The organism is Butyrivibrio sp., assembly GCF_017433805.1.
Taxonomy (GTDB): domain Bacteria; phylum Bacillota; class Clostridia; order Lachnospirales; family Lachnospiraceae; genus Butyrivibrio.
On sequence record NZ_JAFRGN010000010.1, the window covers coordinates 1 to 19,667 of the forward strand.

General features: G+C 42.3%; 8 protein-coding genes. All 8 read right to left on the reverse strand.

Features of this window, described 5'->3' with window-relative positions:
* A partial coding sequence (locus IJI01_RS02365; protein ID WP_292185312.1) for a non-ribosomal peptide synthetase occupies positions 1–9,223 on the reverse strand: 9,223 nt, incomplete at its 3' end.
* Positions 9,224–9,265: 42 nt separating this feature from the next.
* The gene (locus tag IJI01_RS02370; RefSeq protein WP_292185315.1) at positions 9,266–11,047 is read right to left on the reverse strand and encodes a serine hydrolase domain-containing protein; all 1,782 of its coding nucleotides are present in this window, start codon (positions 11,045–11,047) and stop codon (positions 9,266–9,268) included.
* A gap of 38 nt (positions 11,048–11,085) precedes the next feature.
* A complete protein-coding gene (locus IJI01_RS02375) occupies positions 11,086–13,815 on the reverse strand; it encodes a class I adenylate-forming enzyme family protein (RefSeq protein WP_292185319.1) in 2,730 nt (909 codons plus the stop codon).
* A 145-nt stretch (positions 13,816–13,960) separates the two neighbouring features.
* Positions 13,961–14,233 carry a hypothetical protein gene (locus IJI01_RS02380; RefSeq protein WP_292185321.1) on the reverse strand — a complete coding sequence of 91 codons (273 nt, stop codon included), beginning with the start codon at positions 14,231–14,233 and terminating at the stop codon, positions 13,961–13,963.
* Between the two features lie 72 nt (positions 14,234–14,305).
* A complete protein-coding gene (locus tag IJI01_RS02385) occupies positions 14,306–16,042 on the reverse strand; it encodes an MATE family efflux transporter (RefSeq protein WP_292185323.1) in 1,737 nt (578 codons plus the stop codon).
* A 53-nt stretch (positions 16,043–16,095) separates the two neighbouring features.
* On the reverse strand, positions 16,096–17,763 hold the full coding sequence (locus IJI01_RS02390; RefSeq protein WP_292185328.1) for an AMP-binding protein: 1,668 nt from the start codon (positions 17,761–17,763) through the stop codon (positions 16,096–16,098).
* 37 nt (positions 17,764–17,800) lie between these two features.
* Positions 17,801–18,025: an acyl carrier protein gene (locus tag IJI01_RS02395; RefSeq protein ID WP_292185331.1), complete on the reverse strand. Its 225-nt coding sequence runs from the start codon at positions 18,023–18,025 to the stop codon at positions 17,801–17,803.
* Positions 18,026–18,360: 335 nt separating this feature from the next.
* Positions 18,361–19,608, reverse strand: coding sequence for a phosphotransferase (locus IJI01_RS02400; RefSeq protein WP_292185334.1), 1,248 nt, complete (start codon positions 19,606–19,608; stop codon positions 18,361–18,363).
* Between the last annotated feature and the right edge of the window lie 59 nt (positions 19,609–19,667).

Below are 19,667 nucleotides of genomic sequence, written 5' to 3' on the forward strand. Positions count from 1 at the left end.
GATCAAATGGACATACCTTATCCTGGAAGTAGGAAACATCAGGATCTTTATCAAAGTCTGTCCTCTCAACAACAGCTTCCTCATCACATGGCTTCTGAACCAATTCACCAAGGTTAAAGGCAAATCTGGTCTTAAGATATGGATGAGCATCAACTGCTGCCCTGGCTGCGTCTGCAACCTTATCAGCATCCATTCCTTCAAGCACAAGGAGTGATGGAACATTGTACTGAAGGCTTTCTTTGTTCATCTCCCATGCAAGGTAGATACCGCGCTGGTTCTCTGTAATAGGATAGAAATCTCTTGGTGCATTTACCTTGATCTGGCTTGCGAAGGTTGTGTCTCCACCCTCAAGGGCACTAGCCAGATCGCGGATAACAGGAGTCTTCATCATCTGAGCTACGGAGATCTTTCTGCCAAGGTCCTTCTGAGCCTTAGCAACAAATCTCATCATTGCAATAGATGACATTCCAAGACCAACCAGGTCGTCGGTAACACCAAATTTATCTGTTCCAAGTACCTCAGTAGCAATCTCAAAGAGATTCTTTTCAAGTTCGCTAGCTGGAGCAACCATCTCAAGATTCTGCCATACAGGATCAGGAAGGGCCTTTCTGTTGACCTTTCCACTTGGTGTATAAGGCATAGCTTCAAGACATACATACTGTGAAGGTAGCATGTAATCTGCAAGAGACTGTGCCATGTGCTTAGCCAGCTTATCCTCATCGATAGTCTTACCAGCCTTAGGTACGTAGTACAGAATGAGCTTGCCCTTCTTAACTGCAGCTGCTGCCACCTGAATTCCTGCAAAGTGAGAAGCTCTTGTCTCAACTTCGCCAAGCTCTACACGGAAACCGTTGATCTTGATCTGATTATCGATTCTTCCAAGGCACTCTAATAGGCCATCCTTGTTGTATCTTCCAAGGTCGCCTGTATGATACATAGGAACTCCCTTAATAAATGGGCATTCCTCAAATACTTCATCTGTCTTTTCCTTCTGCTTCCAATAGCCTCTTCCAACCTGTGGGCCTGCATAGCAGATTTCTCCCGGCACAGATCTTGGAAGGAGATGTCCGTCTGCATCTACAACGAACAGATATCCGTTAGCTACTGGTCTTCCAATAGGAATTCTCTTATAAATTGTGTCTTTTTCCAGATTGAACATTGAAATGATGTTAGTACACTCAGTTGGGCCATACTTGTTCATGATCTGGGTCTTAGTGCTGATAAGGTCTGTAAGAGGCTCGCCGATAAGAGTCATGTATCTCATGTTAAGGTCATAGCTCTTAGCCAGCATCTTACCGATGGATGTAGTAAATCCGCAGCCTGTGATCTTGTTCTTTTCAAGGAACTCATAGATGAGCTTAGGCTCTCTACGGATGCTCTCAGGCATGATGAACATACCTGCACCTGTAGCTAGTACTGGGAATACATCCTCAATATGTGAGTCAAAAGAGAATGAGAAGTGATGACCTATTCTGTCCTTATCCGTAAGCTCATTATGGCGTATTGTGAGCTCCACAAAGTTCATAAGTCCCTTGTGATGGAGCATTGCGCCCTTAGGCTTACCGGTTGTTCCGGAAGTATAGATCATGTAGGCAAGTCTCTCTGGAGATGAGAGGTTAACTGCCTTGGTATTCTTTTTCTCTTTAACAATAGTTCTAACCGTATCCTCTGTCAGAACGAGCTTAGCGCCGGAATCCTCCAGCATGTAGTCTATTCTGTCCTTAGGATATGCTATATCGATAGGCACATAGGCAGCGCCTGCCTTGTGGATACCAACAACTGCCACAACAAATTCAAGGCTTCTATCCATCTTGACTGCGACAAAGTCATCTTCCTTGACCTTGTGGCTGATCAGATAGTTAGCAACAATGTCAGACTGCTCATTGAGCTGAGCATAGGTGATGCTGCCCTTATCGTCTGTTACAGCAACCTTGTCCGCATGAGTTCTGCAAACCTTCAGGAACTTATCCATCCATGTCAGATTTCTTCTATAGTCGAGCTTATCGCCTGCAGAGAGCTTCATAATAGCTTTTCTGTCTAGTTCACTTATAAGTTCAACATCCTTAAGGTATTCTACCTTCATAAGAGACTTAGCTACGTTCTCAATAGACTTTGCAAAGGTCTCCATGTCAGCTCTGTTATATCTTTGTCCGTCGTACTCGATGAAGGTTACATAATCACCATCTTCAGGGTATACAGTTACAGAAACAGGGAACTTAACGGTATCTATCAAAAGAGGAATCTGAGTAGCTCCCTTAGTAACTCCGCCTTCAAACAGTCCGCCCTGGAAAGCGTACATAACTTCAGCCTTAATGCCCTGTTGCTCAACTATCTTAGTATATGGATAGAGCTCACATTCCATTGTCTCCTGCATCTGGGCATAAACGCTCTTAATGTAATCTATAGCTGTGATCTTAGACTCATCGCCAGCATAAGAAACAACAGGAAGTGTTCTTGCAAACATACCTACGCAGTTCATGAGCTGAGAATCTATAGAACGGCCATTACTGATGGTCGCATATACACTCTTTTCAACTCTGCATACTCTCTTAAGGCACTCTGCGAAAGCTGCCTGCATAAAGCTTGCAGCTGTTACGCCGTTCTTGCGGCAGAAAGCATCGATCCTGGAAGCTTTCATTCTGGTGAGTACAGTTCCATACTCATAACCGTCACAAGGTCCACCTTCTGGATAAACTACTGCCTCGGCGCCCTTAAGAAGCTTGTCAAAATATTTGCCACATGCACTAAGGGACTTGGACTTAACATACTCTTTTTCAAAGATTGCAAAGTCGTAAGCTGTAATAGCTTCACTTGTAATCTCTCTGCCTTCATAAGCAGAAATGACGTCTCTTCCAAAGATTCCTGTAGACAGGCCATCATAGATAATGTGGTGGATATCTGTAAACAGCCAGGTCTTGTTCTCAAAAGTAACTACTTCTGCCCTATAGAGCTTGTCATTTAACAGGTCAAAAGGACATACCTTCTTCTGGAAGAAGGCTGTGCCAGGCTCTTCATTAAGTGTGAATACAGGAACCTTAGCCTTTTCCGTGCCAGGCTTCTGAACAAGGTCGCCGTCAACATACTCAAGTCTTGTCTTAAGATACTGATGAGAATCGATTACCTTCTCAACTGCCTTTGCAAGCTGCGTAGCATCCTTATCTTCAAAAAGATAAAGTGAAGGCACGTTGTACTGAAGTGTTCCACGGTTCTTTTCCCACTCAAGGTAAACACCTCTCTGGTTCTCGGTGATCGGATAATGATCCCTTGTTCCATAGGATGTGATAACGGCCTTATCTGCAATAATTCCGCTGCTAGCGCCAAGCTTATCAGCGATACCTCTGATGGTAGGCGCCTTCATGATATCAGCAAGTGCTATCTTAAGTCCCAGATTCTGCTGGATGGCAGCCACAAATCGCATCATTGCAATAGATGACATACCCTGACTTACAAGGTCATCTGTTACACCAAAATTCTCTGTTCCAAGAATCTTGTACGCCTGGTCTATCAGATCTGTTTCCAGCTTGTTCTGAGGCTGAATCTTTTCAAGGCCGCTTACCTCTGGCTCAGGAAGAACAAGTCTGTTGATCTTACCATTTGCATTAAGAGGGAGCTTATCCAGCTTCGTGAATACAGTTGGAACCATGTAGCTTGCAAGGGTCTTACCCATAAATGCCTTAAGATCCTTCTCGTCTACTTTCATGCCCTTCTTGGGCTGATAGTACAGAACAAGCATGTCATTCTTGACAGCAGCTACAGCCATATCGATGCTGTCATATTTACATGCACAGGTCTCAACCTCGCCAAGCTCGATTCTGAAGCCGCGAAGCTTAACCATGTGGTCTATTCTGCCGTGATATTCAATTTCTCCGTCCTGGTTATACCTTACAAGGTCGCCAGTGCGGAATACTCTTACCTTCTCTCCTGCTATTTCAAGAGTAGGGAACTTTTCAGCTGTAAGCTCTTCTCTGTTCCAGTAGCCAAGACCTATCTGTGGTCCGGCAAGGCACAGTTCACCAATAGATCCCATAGGAAGAAGGTTTCCATATCTATCACATACGTAAGCAGCATGGCCTTCGTTGACCATACCGATAGGAATATTGTCACTATTACCGTCCGTTACATCCTTATGTGTAATGAACATTGTAAACTCAGTAGGTCCATAAATATTGATGAGTCTGGCCTTAGGAAGCTTGGTTGGAGGCATCTTCTCGCCACCAGTCATGAGATACTCAAGCTTAATATTCGGATAATGCTTGATGAGCTCAAGACCGAGCTGAGTTGATACAAAGAATCCATTTATGCGGTTCTTAGCCACATAATCATTAATGCCTTCAAGGTTCTTTCTAAGATCTTCATCGAAAATATGGACTGTTGCGCCAATGGAAAGTGATCCGATGTAATCGATAAGAGCTCCATCAAAGGTAAGTGGAGATAAAACGCCATAACTACCATCGCGTCTTATTCCAATTTCCTTTTCCATAAGTCTTACGAAATATCTTAGGCCTAACTGCGTTAGTACTGCGCCCTTAGGCTTACCAGTAGATCCGGAAGTATAGATGAGATAAGCCTTCTTATCTCTTGTACTTAAGTTGATAGGCTTCTCATTTGCATAGTTCTTTTGAGCCTTCTGTACATCCTCAAGTGTGATAATGAGTTTCGCACCAGAATCCTCCATCATGTACCTGATTCTCTCTTCCGGATATGCAGAATCCATAGGCATTCCGGCAGCACCCGCACGCTGGATACCGATGAGGGCTGTAAGAACTTCTTTTACTCTATCGAACTTAACTCCTACGAAGTCGCCAGGCTTAACACCTTTTTCAATGCAGTATGCAGCTACTGCATTTGAATTCCTGTCAAGTTCTTCATAGGTCATGCTGCTGGAACTATCCACAACAGCTGTCTTGTCTGGATATTTAGCAGCCATCTTGATGAAAAGATCTACCCATGTGGTATCAGGTTCAAGCTTAACAGGCTTTCCAGATGACTGTTTGGCAACACTCTTTTCTTCTTTTTCAGTGATAAGGCGAACATCCCTAAGGTATTTCTTTTCAACAAGGGTTGTTGCACACTGACCAAGAGCAGCTGCAAATTGTTCCATATCCTTATGGCCATAGCGTGCCTTATCATATTCAATATCAATCCTGTATTTGCTGCTCTCAGGATATACTGTGATAACGATAGGGAACTTGGAGGTTCCAAGCGCAAGCGGAATCTGTGCCACTCTCTTATTACTGCCACTTTCAAGGATACCGCCCTGGAAGGTGAACATGATCTCAGCCTTGATATCATGCGTAGCAACCATCTCAGTATATGGATAGAGCTCGCTTGTAAGACTCTGCTTCATCTGTCCATAAACATCCATGATAAAGTCTTCAGAAAGAGCATCTGGAGCAGTCTCTGACTCAACAGCAAATGGCACGGTTCTTACATACATACCAACACTGTCAAGAAGCCTTGTATCAGTAGCTCTTCCGCCACTAGCTGTTACATAGATAAGCTTTTCTCTTCTGACTAGTCTCTTAAGTGTTTCAGCTACCGCTGCCTGCATAAGTGCAGCTTCTGTAATACTCTTATCTCTGCAGTATTCCTCAATATTCTTTTTGCTGATGAGAGCATCTGCGTGGCCAATGCCCTTTCCATCCGGAACGCAGGAATCCGGGTAGATTGCTGCTTCTCCGTCTGTAAGAAGCTCATCAAAGTACTGTTTGTCCTCAAGGAATCTTTCGCTATCTCTGTAATTCTGCTCATAGAGAGCAAAATCAAAGGCTGTGATCTCTTCTTGCTTAACTGCCTTGCCATCGTAAGCATCAAGGATGCCACGCATCAAAAGACCGTTTGAAAGGCCATCATAGATAATATGATGAGCATCAATAAAGAGCCAGGTTCTATCCTTGTAGGAAACAATCTCGATACGATAAAGTCTGTCGTTAAAAAGGTCAAAAGGCTTAACCTTCTTCTGGAAGTAAGCAGCGTCAGGCTCAGTCTTAACTGTAGTGAGCTTAACCTCTGGCTCTACTGACATAAATTTCTGCATCAGATCGCCGTCGATATACTCAAATCTTGTCTCAAGGTATCTGTGAGCTGCTATTGCAGTTTTAACAGCACCTGCAAGGCGCTTAGGATCAACATTTTTAATCTCATAAAGAGATGGAATGTTGTATTGCACTGCGTTTCTGTTCTTTTCCCAATCAAGATAAACACCTCTCTGGTTCTCGGTGATTGGATAATAGAACTGCTCAACATGTTTAATCTGTGTTCCAACAGCAGACTCTTTTTCAAGAACTGCTGCAATATCCCTTACTCGTGGGCTTCTCATGACCTCTGATACAGAGATGTTCTTATTAAGCTCCTTCTTGATAAACGCAGAGAGCTTCATGATTGAGATAGAAGTAAGGCCAAGACCGATGATATCGTCTGTAACACCAAATTTATCATTCTCAAGGATCTCAGCAATTATTCCAAGAACCTTTTCTTCCATCTCTGTTTCAGGCGCAACCATGAGAACATCGCTGGATACTGGGTTTGGAAGAAGCTTTTTATCCACCTTACCATTGACGCTCTCCGGAATAGCATCAACCTGGACATAGTAGGTTGGTACCATATAATCAGGAAGAGCCTCCTCCATATAGAGGCTTAGGTTTTCCTTGAATTTTTTATCATCTTTTTTGCCTGAATTCAGAACATAGTAGAGAATGAGCTTGTCATTTCTGACATCACATACACATCCGCCTATTCCAGCAAACTGCGCAGCCTTACCTTCAACTTCTCCAAGCTCTACTCTGAATCCACGAATCTTTATCTGGTTATCTACTCTGCCCTTGTACTCTAGGAGATTATCTGCGTTATAGCGCGCCATATCTCCTGTGCGGTAGACAGGTATTTCTTTTCCATTAACTGTAATGTTTACAAACTTCTCTTTTTCCAGATCATCCTGATTCCAATAACCATCAGCCATCTGTGGGCCTGAAAGACATAGCTCACCTGTAATTCCCTTAGGAAGAAGCTTGCCGTTCATATCGCATATAAAGCTGCTTGTACCCGGAACTGGTCTTCCAATAGGTATAGTAGTCTCATCGCCTGTGACCTCGTAATATGAGGAGCAGACAGTGAACTCTGTTGGACCATATCCGTTGATAACCTTATAGCTGGTCTTGTTAGTTGGAAGGAGAGCTTCCCCACCCATCATCAGGTATTCCATCTTAAGGTCTGGATTATACTTGATAAGTTCCATACCAAGAAGGGTTGAAAGAGTAAGACCTGAAAGGTTATTATCTTCTATATAACTGCAGATACCAGTGATACTGGTTCTTAGTTCATCACTAAAAATGTGGGTTGTAGCGCCAACTGAAAGAGGACATGCAAGGTCATCTAATGAGGCATCAAAAGAGAAATTGCTGAAATGTCCGTATGCTTTGCCGTTTCTAATATCAAGCTTATCGGTTCTCCAGCTGACAAAATGAGAAAGGGATCTGTGACTTTGGATAACGCCTTTAGGCATTCCAGTAGATCCTGAGGTGTAGATCATATAGGCATGATCTGAAATTTTTGCATTATTTACAGGCGCAGCATTCTTGTAATTAGCTGCGATTTCTCTGATAGACTCTTTGGTCAGAGTGACTCTTGCACCAGAGTCATCCATCATATATTGGATTCTATCCTTAGGATAGGCTTCGTCGATAGGCACATAGGCAGCACCGGCCTTCATGATACCGATAACTGCTGCTGCAAACTCTTTAACACGGTTCATACGAACCGCTACGAACTGTCCCTGAGTGACCTTATTCTCCATAAGATATGCTGCAACTGAATTGGATAGCTCATCCAGTTCCTTATAGGTATAGGAACCATCCTTATCAACTACAGCCAATGTCTTAGGATATGCCTTGGCAGACGCTACAAACTTATCTATAAAGGTATCCTTTGTGCCAGCTGCAAACTTTTCACCAGCAGAAAGCTTAGCTATCTCTTTTTCCTGGGAAGCGGACAAAATAGATAGCTCAGTTAGAGGCTCATCCACGTTTTCAAGCATCTCAAGTACAGTCTGCCTGATAGCATTTACCACTGTCTCAAGCATAGTCATGTCATTGAGCTTTTCACTGGACTGAGCACGGACTTCATACTGATTGTTTGACTTATAAATAGTGATCAGAAGGTCTGAGGTACCATAATCAATAGGGATTCTGGTTGGGCATCTCTCTTCACCAAAATAGAAGTACTCTTCGTTTTCATTGGTGGAGAAGAAATTGTAGCTTATACCTTGCTCAGTTCCCATATCATTACAGAAATCTGTAAATGGATAGTGATGATGACGGATACTCTTCATCTTCTCCATTACGCAGTCATTTATAAGCTGGCGGCATGTCATATCGTCTTTTTCCTCAATCAAAAGAGGAATATTCTCAACGTACATACCGTAGCTTTCCTTGATCTTTTGGTCAAAACGGCCGCTTATTGCGATCGTATAAGCAATCTTTTTCTGACTTAAGAAGGAAGAAACAACATGGCTAAAGGCAGCCTGGAAAAGGCCATCTACTGAGAGCTCCTGATCCTCACAGAAATTATCGACATCTTCTGCGTCGAGAAAAGCTGATTTCATAATGATATTGCCCAAAGGATCCACATTTCTTGAAGAAAGTGTAGCCATAGGAATACCAGCAAATCTCTCTGTAAAGTACTGCTTATCTCTCTCATAGCCGTAATCTACGCCTGGATGCTCATCAATATATTCCAGCATGCCATAATCTTCAGGCACAACATGTCCCTTATAGGCAGCTGACATATCTCTTTTCGTAAAGAGTCTTCCTGAAGATTCGCCATCCATGATAATGTGATGGTAATTTCCGAGTAGATAATTGCCCTTTTCCGTTTCTACGAGCTCAAATCTTACAAGGGGCTCATTTCCCAATGGGTCCATCTTCTGGGCAAAAAACGCCTTAGCAAAAGCATCTATCTCTGAGCTTTTAACTTTTTTCCTGGTTACCTTTAATTTGGCATCAGAAACATACTGAACAGGATTACCATTCTCATCAAGCTTGAAAAGAACACGCAGTTCCTTACGATTTGCATAAATCTCCTGTAGTCCCTTTTCAACTGCATCCAAATCCACATTATCAGTAAGCTTTGTATAGCTTGGCAAAAAGAACTGTCTCGACTCAGGATATTTCACGCAATCCATGAAGATTCCAAGCTGAGATTTAAGTAATGGATAAGTTTTTGTCATGTTATTACCTTCCAAGATTTTATAGTCTAGCAAAAGAACTTCTTATAGCTTCCAGAACATAAACATCTGCCAATAGTAGATGTAAACTATGGACACAAGCATCAGAACCATAACAAAGTAGTTATATACCTTCTGTGCCTTTGTAAGTCCCGTTGATGATACATTCTTGATGCATCCATAGATCATCATTCCAAGAAGCACAAATGCGATGAGAGCAATTACGGCAAATGCCCATATATAGTGGTTTGACGTAGTCTTAAGAGAATTCTGTGCAAAGAAGTAGAGCATAAGCACACATGGAGGTAACAAGCAACCAACGAAGCTCCAAGCTGATAGCTCTTTCTTTTCCTTGTCACCCTTAACGAGCCTTACAATGCACATGATTATTCTGCATAGGAGAGAAATGCATCCTACTAAAGTCAATATGGCCATCATCAGGAAAAGACATACTTCGAATATCATCTTTGGTGCAGGTTCCTCTAAAAAGTCAAAGTATGACCTTTCAAGAACTGTCCTGTCGCCGATCTTACTAAGTGCCCAGAACTCTTTACTTACATCGCATGGTGTCAGCATTCCGGCATAGAATCCATAGAATCTGAAAGCGCCATTTTCTACAGTTGTGGAGTTCTGATATGTAGCCTTAGGAATATCTGGCATGGTTCCATAATTAGAATAGGAATACTCTCCGTACAACAAAGGTCTAACATTCTCTGTATACTCAAGGTCCTGTCCCTGATTAGTGATAAACAGCGAAGCCACCTTATTCTGTCTGTCCATAAGAAGATAATTTGAACAGCCACTTGTTCTTCCTATGTGTCCAATTGTAGGAACTGCAAAGTAAACGCCCCAAAGTCCGTGGTAGTTCTTGGGAACTCCTGTATCTGCAAAATAATCAGTTGGAGTAAACATCTCTTCCCAGGTAGCTTTGCTCATGATCTTCTCGTCTTCTCTGAGCATTGCCTTGGCAAATTTCTCGTAATCTCCAAATGTAGATACGCATCTTCCTGCCGGGTAAAGAGCTATGTACTTAAAGGCTGCGCTATAAGGCTTGATGGAAAGGTCATTGTTATAGCTCACCAGTTTTTTACGATTCTCCTGAACCCAGGTATTATCTGAAAGATCCATGTAAAGAGCACTGTGCTCCATTCCAAGAGGTTCAAAGATATTCTTGTGAACGTAGTCACAGTATTCCATTCCGTTAACTCGTCCAACGATATACGCCGCCAGTGCTGATCCCCAGTTAGAATAGGAATTGACTGAGCCTGGCTGATAAATCTGATCTGGCTTATGGGCGCTCAGCGCTTCTTCCAGATTGGCAAAATATGTTGGATCATCAATATTGATATCTGCTGCCACATCCTGAAATCCTGCAGAATGGTTCATCAGATCTATCATTGTAATCTTGTCATCGTACTTACGATTGGACAGGAACCCTTCCGGAAGATACTCATTAATATCAGTATCAAAGTCGATAAGGCCTCTTTCATAGGCCTGCATCGCACATACCCAGATCAGTACCTTAGAGCCTGAACCCCACTCAAAAACTGTCTCCTCGCTAACAGGAATCTGATTCTCAATATCCTGATAACCATAAAGTCCCCTTGCAAGATCCTCGTCTTCTGTGAAAACAACATAAGCAAGTCCAGCTGTTGTTTCCTTGCGTTCCTCGATAAATTCTTTTATCGCTGAGTCCACCTGATCATAGGCAAGACCTGAAGCAAGTGTTCTGTCTGCAGCATAGGCACGTGTACCAAAAGCCCCCGTCAGAACAAATAAAAGAACCATCAATAAGCTCAATTGTATAGCTGCTATTTTTTTCTTCATATTAGCTATCTCCAATCTTGTACTTTGAAATCTACGGATTATTTCTGGACTGGCTGATTAGGCACTGCTGGTCCCATATACGCCATAGGAGGGAGCTGTTGCTGCTGAGCCTGTGCCTTCTTGGCATAGTCAGCCAGCTGTGCCTGATATTTCTGAACGTCCTCTACAAATTTCTGATACTGTGCAGCCTGATACTCCTGGAGCTTTTTAGCATAGTCAGACCACTGTGCCAGATATGCCTGTGCATCCTGTGTAAATTTCTGGTACTGCTGTGCCTGGTACTCCTGTACCTTCTGAATATATTCAACCTGCTGCTTCTGAATCTGCTGTGCCTGCTCTGACTGCTGCTGCCATAAGTTCTTTAAATACTCGTTCATATCCACCTCGTATTTCTGGACATCCTGTACAAACTTGTTGTACTGATGTACCTGATAATTATTAACATCCTGAATATACTTGTTGGTCTGAATAGCCCACTTGTTATATTCAGAAACTGCGTACTGTATATACTGCGAACTGAAGCTTATTAACTGATTCTGAGCATCCTGAAGCATAGAGATAAACTGTCCTATCATTGCTGGATCAAATGGAAGTCTTGGTATACCCTGCATTCCCTGCATCATGTGCGCTCCTGCAAACAGGCTCATGAGTCTTGCGTTATACTGATTAGCTGCCTGATTCAGAACTGTTCTATCCATTGTGGATTCTCTGATATCATCCCAAACACTGCTAAGCTCAACAGGAACCTCACCATTTGTGATACCTTCTTCTGAATTATTTGTAAGCTCCAGAACAATATCCTTGAGGACATCCTTAACTCTTACAGGTCTGATGATGTATCTGTCACCGGCAACTCCACCGTTGGCAATCCTGTAGATATCCACCTTACCGTTTCTGTTATGTGGAATCTGTGGAGCGATCACGCACTGCATTGGAAGATTGGATTCCTTGGCAGTTCCTTTTTTGATAAATACATTTATAAGCGCCTTCTTAACAAGGTCAGCTGCATTCTTATCCTTGGTTACAGGCTGTACGTACAATACAGGAACTGTGTCGTGGGTAAGGAGTTTGTCATACCATGGAGTCATGGCGCAGGCCTCAATTCCTTCCTCTGATGCAACCTGATTTTCAATGATTCCTGCATTAAATTTGATTCCATCGTTATTAACGAAATATCTGTTGGCACGTCCCTGGCAGGAAACGCTTCCATCCTTATTGACTGAAACAACGTCGTTTGTGCAGATATAAGGAACGCCATTAATCTTATCGAGCTTGAAGAATTCATTATCATCAATCTTTCCACTGCTAAGTGAATCAGAATGAATATAAAGAACTCCTGTATGCTTGTCTTTTACTGAATAGAACTTCTCATCAAGCTCGTCGTAGATCTTAAGATCAACACCAGGAAGTGGATATCCGATTGAATCGTTGTCAACTTCCTCTGTCTGGATGATGCAGGCTCCGCAGGTCTCTGACATTCCATAGCCGTTAACAAATCTAACATCCTTGGCGCCATTATCTTCCATGAACTTGCGATATCTCTTTCTAGCTTCTGCTGAGAGATAAGCACCGCCTATGATCACCACGTTAACTGATGAGAAATCAGGTACGAACTGCTTGGGGAGCTTGCTCCATGCTTCAAAATAGAAAGGAGTCACAAACATAGCATTGATCTTGAAATGGCTGATGGACTTAACAAAGAATGGATTCTGGTTAGCCATAGGAAGAAGGACAACGCTGCATCCAAAAGCCAAAGGCTCATGGAGCTGATTGACAAATCCATATACAGAAGTTGCAACCATTGTGCAGAGTGTTACACAACCCTTCTCAAAGTCAACAAACTTACCACTCTTTTTCATATTCTCAGACGCCAGGTTCAAAGCCTCATCAGAAAGCGGTGCTGGCTTACTGATACCCTTGGTAGTTCCAGAGGTATGGAATACAAAGGATGAAGGATCATTGGACTTGGTACCATACTTAATTGCAGTACCTTCATACTTTTCAATGAGATCATCCATGAAAAGAGCTCCATCAACTGTCTTAAGTTCCTTGTAATTGCTGTTGCTGAAGTTTACAAGGCCCTGATCCATCTTATTGCTGTCGATAGGAACCTTAACAACGATTACATTGCGAAGGCCAAGCTCTGCTTTGAGCTTAAGGGCATGAACGAGAAGTCTCTTGTTAACAGCCAGGTCATTTATAAAGAGGTCTGTGATACCTTCTTCCTTAATAGCCTTGGCAAGTGGGAACTTCTCTGAAAGATAAGCTGGTGTGAAACCTGCAATTGATGCACCAGTCATATTAGCTGCGTATACAGCAAAAGAAGACTCGATACAACTGCAGTCAAAGATAGCGAGTCTTGAATGATTTTCTTCTGTAATTCCAAGAGCTGAGAATACTTCTGCGTACTTCTCCCAATTTCTGAACATCTGTCTGTAGGTGTAGGTACGCTCCATATCTATAAGAGCAATTCTGTCAAGGCGAGCCTTGCTGGCAGAATTGATGTCTACGATATATTTCCAGCTGCGCTGATAAGCTGCTTTACTAATCTCATACTTAGGAGCAGGCCTTCTTGCTGAACTTGTTGCTGGCGCAGGTCTTCTGGCTGAGCTGGTTGCTGGTTTAGCTGCTGCCTTTTTAACGGGTGCTTTTGTAGTAGCTTTGGCTGTTGTCTTTGCTGCAGTCTTAACAGGCGCCTTTACAGGAGCCTTAGCTGTTGCCTTTTTTACGGATGCTTTTTTTATGTTATCGTTCTTCTTCGCGCTCATTACACTCTCCTCTTCCCATGTTAATTCCAACTAACATGCCTATTAAAAATGAGAGACTGTCTAGTGTATAGGCAGCCTCTCAATGAATTAATAGACTCAAAACAATCTACGCTCCATGTTTCTTATAGCCGCTCAAGTAATTAAATTACTCTTCGTCTTTGTTAGGTACATTTGGAGCACCAGCATAAACCGGTACAGGTGGCTGCTGGTTAGGAGCAACAGGCATACCCTGAGCATAGTTATATGGTGTAGGAGGAAGTGGAAACTCGCCTTCAGGCTTAGCTTCTTCTCCGTTAACCATAGGAGCTCCCTGGTATACAGGTGGCATAGGTGGCAGCTGTGGCTGCTTAGCCTCGTCAGTCTGTGCATCCTGTGGTGGTGCTACGGGACCAAAAAATGGCAAAATTGGAATTAGCATGGTGTTTCTCCTTTCTGATGGTTGATGTATTTAAATGTACACTTTTGCACAATTAAATCTTTTTGGCAGTTTTTATTTCACCCAGTTCATGAACAGCATGTTCTGTCCATAGCTGTATTTATAATCAAGATCCGGGCACAGGCCATTTAGAATCTTAAGGCCATTTCCTTTTTTCTCAGCAGTTATTGGATCAAACTGCTTGCCATCATCCTTGACGATAGCGGAGATCTCTTTTTCATCTACCACTACCTTGAGGTCAAGGAACTGGTTCTTTTTCCTGCCAGCAAACTCGATAATGTTTGACATCATCTCCTCTATGCAGAGTCTGACGCGCATTCCAAGTTTTTTGTCTATGTCCTGACCTTCAAAAAATGTATTGAGTTCTCTGAGTGTATCTACCAGCCCATCCTTGTCGCATGGCACTGAGATGTCGTATACATTCGGCTTATTATCAGGCACTGGAAGTAAGCTTATAAATCCAAGATTCTCGTTTGATTTCTTTCTTATTCGCTCTGATAAAAAGACAACCAGAAGGAATATCAAAACTGCAGAAATAGGATATCCAAGCCACATATAATCATTGCCAATTAAGCTTCCGCAGACTATGAGTCCAAGTCCTGTGAGAACTGGCTGTGAGATGCTGATTATCGGAAGGATCGACAACTGTCCACCCAGTGCATATATGTTAGGAATTATCCATACAAAGGACACCGGAATGATGAATGGAAGCGCCATTCTAAGGGATTTAACAGAGTAGTTAAGAAGTTCTTCGTTCTCAGCACCCATAAGCATCGCATAAGGCCTTGCCAGTATCATGAAAACTGCTACAAAGCCAACCGCAACCAGTACTGCTACCTTCATTCCCTTTTTATAAAGCATCAGAACGCCGGCATCATCCTTTTGTCCCTTTAGCATTCCGCCAATAGCATTAAAGGCTTTGCCCATTCCTCCTGATACGCCCTGGCCAAGGGATGTAGCCTGCGCAAGAAGTGATCCTACAAAAGCTCCATATACGCCGCAGAAAATCTGAGCAAGAATAGCGCACACATAAGAATAAATTACAATGGCAAAGGTCTGGGATGTAACAGATACTCCATAGTGAACTATTTCTTTTAGAATAGGGCCGGTCTCTGAACCAACTTTGCAGAACTTAAAGGGGCTTCCCTTAATCTTCCAATCTGCAATGACGATAATGGCTGAAAGAAATGCTCCGGTAATGGTAGCAAGAGCTGCTCCCTTGATACCCATTCCAAGGATCTTTACATACAGTACGTCACATACAATATTGGTAACAACGTTTGTTAAGCTGGCTCTTGTAACAAGCTTGGGCTTACCACCAACGTTTCCAAAGCCCAGAAGCGCTGACACAAGCATTATCACAGCAGTTCCTGCAAAGTACACTAACAGATAATCTCTTGTGTATTCTCTAAGTGCTTCTTCTCTACATATCACTGCTGTCACGAGGTTTACACCAAGAATAGCTGTGACTGTAACCACAACACTCAGTATTCCGACACTCGTCATGGAAACCGTATATATGCTGTTAGCTCTTTTTTCCTCTCTTGCTCCTAGCGCAACCGATGCAAGGACATTGGCTCCTGTATAGAACAGCATGGCAATTGTTGTTAACAGGCCAACTACGGGAAGACACAAGTTAACAGCAGAAAAGGCTTCCGTTCCCAGAAATCTTCCCATGAGGATACCATCAACAATCGCGTTGACATTCTGTATCAGCATGGCTGCAATAGATGCTGTAAGGAACTTTTTCATTGAGGATGATACAAGGTAGCTGTTTCTTTTTTGTTCCAAAGCTGCTCCTTCCTGCCTAAATGGCTCGGGTGCTATTGGATATTACAGGTTTATCATTCAACTGAAGAGCGGATGATCTTCATGGATGAAGTTCTGGCAAAAGGCTTATCTCTGAATTCAACAATCTGGATATTCTTGAAGGCTGCAAGCCTTGTGTTGGCATCATCTACATACTTCTGAATATCTTCCTTTGCCTTCTCTACGTTTCCATCAGGGAGCTGCTCAGGATCTATGTATATCTGTGCAGCAATATTATTGTTCTTCTCATAAACTACAACTTCATTTATTGCAGGCTGGTTCATGAGAACATTCTCAAGTTCCTCAGGGGATACGTTTTCTCCATTAGGAAGGATGATAAGATTCTTGATTCGGCCGCTGATATGAAGGAACTCGTCCTCATCAAAGAAGCCGATATCTCCCGTGTGGAACCATCCACCGCGCATTGCCTCTTTTGTTGCCTCTTCATTCTTGTAATAGCCCAGCATTACGCTTGTTCCTTTAACACAGATCTCGCCTTCTCCTCTCTCATTAGGATTCTCGATCATTACTTCAAGGGAATCCATGATCAGACCAACGCCGTCTGGCTTGGTATATTTCAATGTATCTGATGAAATGATAGGTGAGCACTCGGTAATGCCGTAGCCATAAACAATCTCAATACCGAAATCTTTAAGGCCGTAGTAGTACTTGTCCTCAAGGACAGCTGCTCCTACATCAAATTCAAAGAAATTCGTTCCAAGAATGGAAAGAGCTTCCTTGAACATTTCACGTTTTTCTTTAGGTGTAAGGTCAGGGTTTGCTTTATTGGCAGCAAGCTGCTTCTTAACTTCTTCTTCGATGCCCTTTTCCTTGATATTTTTCCAGATCATCTTGTAGCACAGCTCAACAAACAGAGGAACTGTTACCATAAGAGTTGGATTATCTATAGCCATATCTCTGAACATATATCTTGGATTTGAAATCAGATATACGGTACAACCAGCTATCAAATGAGGAATCTGAGTGCAGTTAAGTCCCAGAACATGGTGCTGTGGAAGCACCATCATGGCACCTTCTGTTACTCCCAAGTGGTTGGTAATGGCTATAGAATTATCAATAAAGTTTGTCTGACTCAGCATTACGCATTTGCTGGCGCCAGTTGTTCCAGATGTGAACATAAAGAAGGATGCTGCACTTGGATCAAGGGTCTGTTTAAAATATTCATCATAACCCTCTTCAATGAGCTTTTTACCTTCTTCTCTAAGGTCCGGAATCTCTTCCAGAGAATGAATCTCTATTCCAAGGTCCTTTTCTATGGTCTTTGCCTTTTCTTCATACTTGTGGTCATAGAACAGAACTGTTGCATCACTGAGTTTTAACATCTTTTCAAGGGTCTCAACTTCAAGTCCCTTATCAAGGTGTACTGAAATGTTGTTGCTGCAGCCTGCGCTCCAGAAAACATTCATAAGTTCATAGGTATTGTCGCCCATAAGTGCTAAATGAGCTCTGGTTCCATATTTCTTGTTAAAACAGCTTCCAAGTGCCTCTACATGTCCTTTTACTTCCTCTGGCATTCTGTCATAATGCTTAGTATCATGATCGTAGTCAGTATATGTGTAAAATGGTGTGTCCGGGTGAGTCTTTACTCTAAAATCAATAACATCTCTTAAAGTCTTTACTTCTTCAAAGCTTTGTAAATACAGATTGGTTCTTTTGCCTTTAACTATGATGTTTTCTGACATATGCCCTCCTAAGCATGCAATTATTTAGTTTCATGAATTAGCCCAGCAGATCAACGATATCTTTGACCGTTTTAATCTTTGCAAGCTGGTCATCATCGATTCTCACGTTGTAACGTCTTTCAGCTTCATCAATCATTGTGATAAGTGATAATGAATCCAGCCCAAGTTCTGATCTGATCCTGGTATCCATAGTGACCTTTTCCGTGTCAAATTCTGCATACTCTCGGAGAAAATCCACCACGTCTTTGAATAAGTCTTGCATGTTTCCCCCTTCATAGGTTTTAGTATTGTATTTTTAATATAAAAAAGCGCATTGCATCAGAAATAAAATTTCAAAATGCTATGCGTTTCTACTCAGAATTAATGCGTTTCTCCATAGTCTGCTCCCCCATGAAAACGGGCAAAATCTATATGCGCTACATCATTAATTGTATAACTATAATGCGAATATAGTCAATCAAAAGCAGGCACTTTTGTACGTTATTTAATAAAGTTTTTATATTTAATTTTGTCAGATATTGTCTGACAATTTAAAACCTCTGCAACAGCAAACATGCACCATTGCAGAGGTTGTTATGCCATTATTTTATTTAACCATCATAAATCCTTAGGCCACCACTCTCCTACTGGAGGAATTTTATCAAATTCGTTGAAGAACAGTTCTTTTGCCCTGCCAATTTCCATCATCTTGGCCTGAGGATCTTCATCAGGAAGCTGAAGGATTGCAATGAACTGTTTCAGACGACCAATTCCTCGGAAGTATGAATCATAGGTTGCAATCTCCGCATCGCTGTGACCAGCAAAGTACAGCTGAAGAAGTCTGTTCCAATAGGTCTGCATGAAGTTCTTTCTCTCCTCATACTCCTTGTCAGAACCAATGTGGAAGAAATCTCTTATCATAGCATCATTGAACTTACTAGCATATGCTCCAAGCTCGTCTGCCAGGAGGAATACAGGATACATATCATAGAATTCAAAGAAAGGATGTGAAGTTGACATATCTCCTACATCGATGAGCACAAGGTCTTTATTCTTGTCCACCATGATATTTCCCGGATGGTAATCTCCGTGTATTGCAGTTTTACGGTCAGGAACTTCAAAGAGGAGCTTCTGGAAACGAGCCATCTCATCCTCAGAGAAGATCTGTGCAAGAGCTGCTGTAGAACCCAGCATCATGTTCTTCATGGATGGAACGTTGTCTCCTGTAAGCTCAGCACTGTGAATCTTTTTAAGAAGATCACACACCTTAACTGTCATCTCATCCTTCTCATCAGGATGCTCCAACATGTAGTCCATAACTGTAACAGGTGAAAGAAGCTCAAAAACGACACCGTAAGCGTTGTCCGCATGAACCATCTCGTAGGAAAGTGCTGTGGAAATACCCTTTACAAATACCTGACGGGCCATTTTCTTTTCCTGCTCTACACGGTCATATGGTACAGGCGCGCCAGCGTTATATACCTTAACTACCTTCTCGTCATCAAGCTTATAAACTGTACCAAGTGTACCTTTTCCAATGATCTTAAGACCATCAAGAGAGATTTCTCTTGGCTTTCTATGCACATTAAATACATCACTAAAGCCTGTCAGATCAAATACCTCATAGATCTTCTGTGAGATATTGATGACATCAAATGGCTTGTCTGTCTGCTTTTTGATACCAAGGAGTACACGAAGACCGGCACTGGAAATGTAATCAAGTTCATCTCCGTCCATGACAATTGCCTGGAAATCTGCTCCAGAAATAATACCCTGTAACTCAGTGTTTACAGAATCACTATTGTTCGCGTCGATACGTTCAGGTAATAAAATGATTAATTTGCCGTTTTCTACCTGTGATTTCATAGCGTTCTCTCCTTTATATCACTAATCAACAAACAGCTTTTTCTTGCTGTGAGATACGC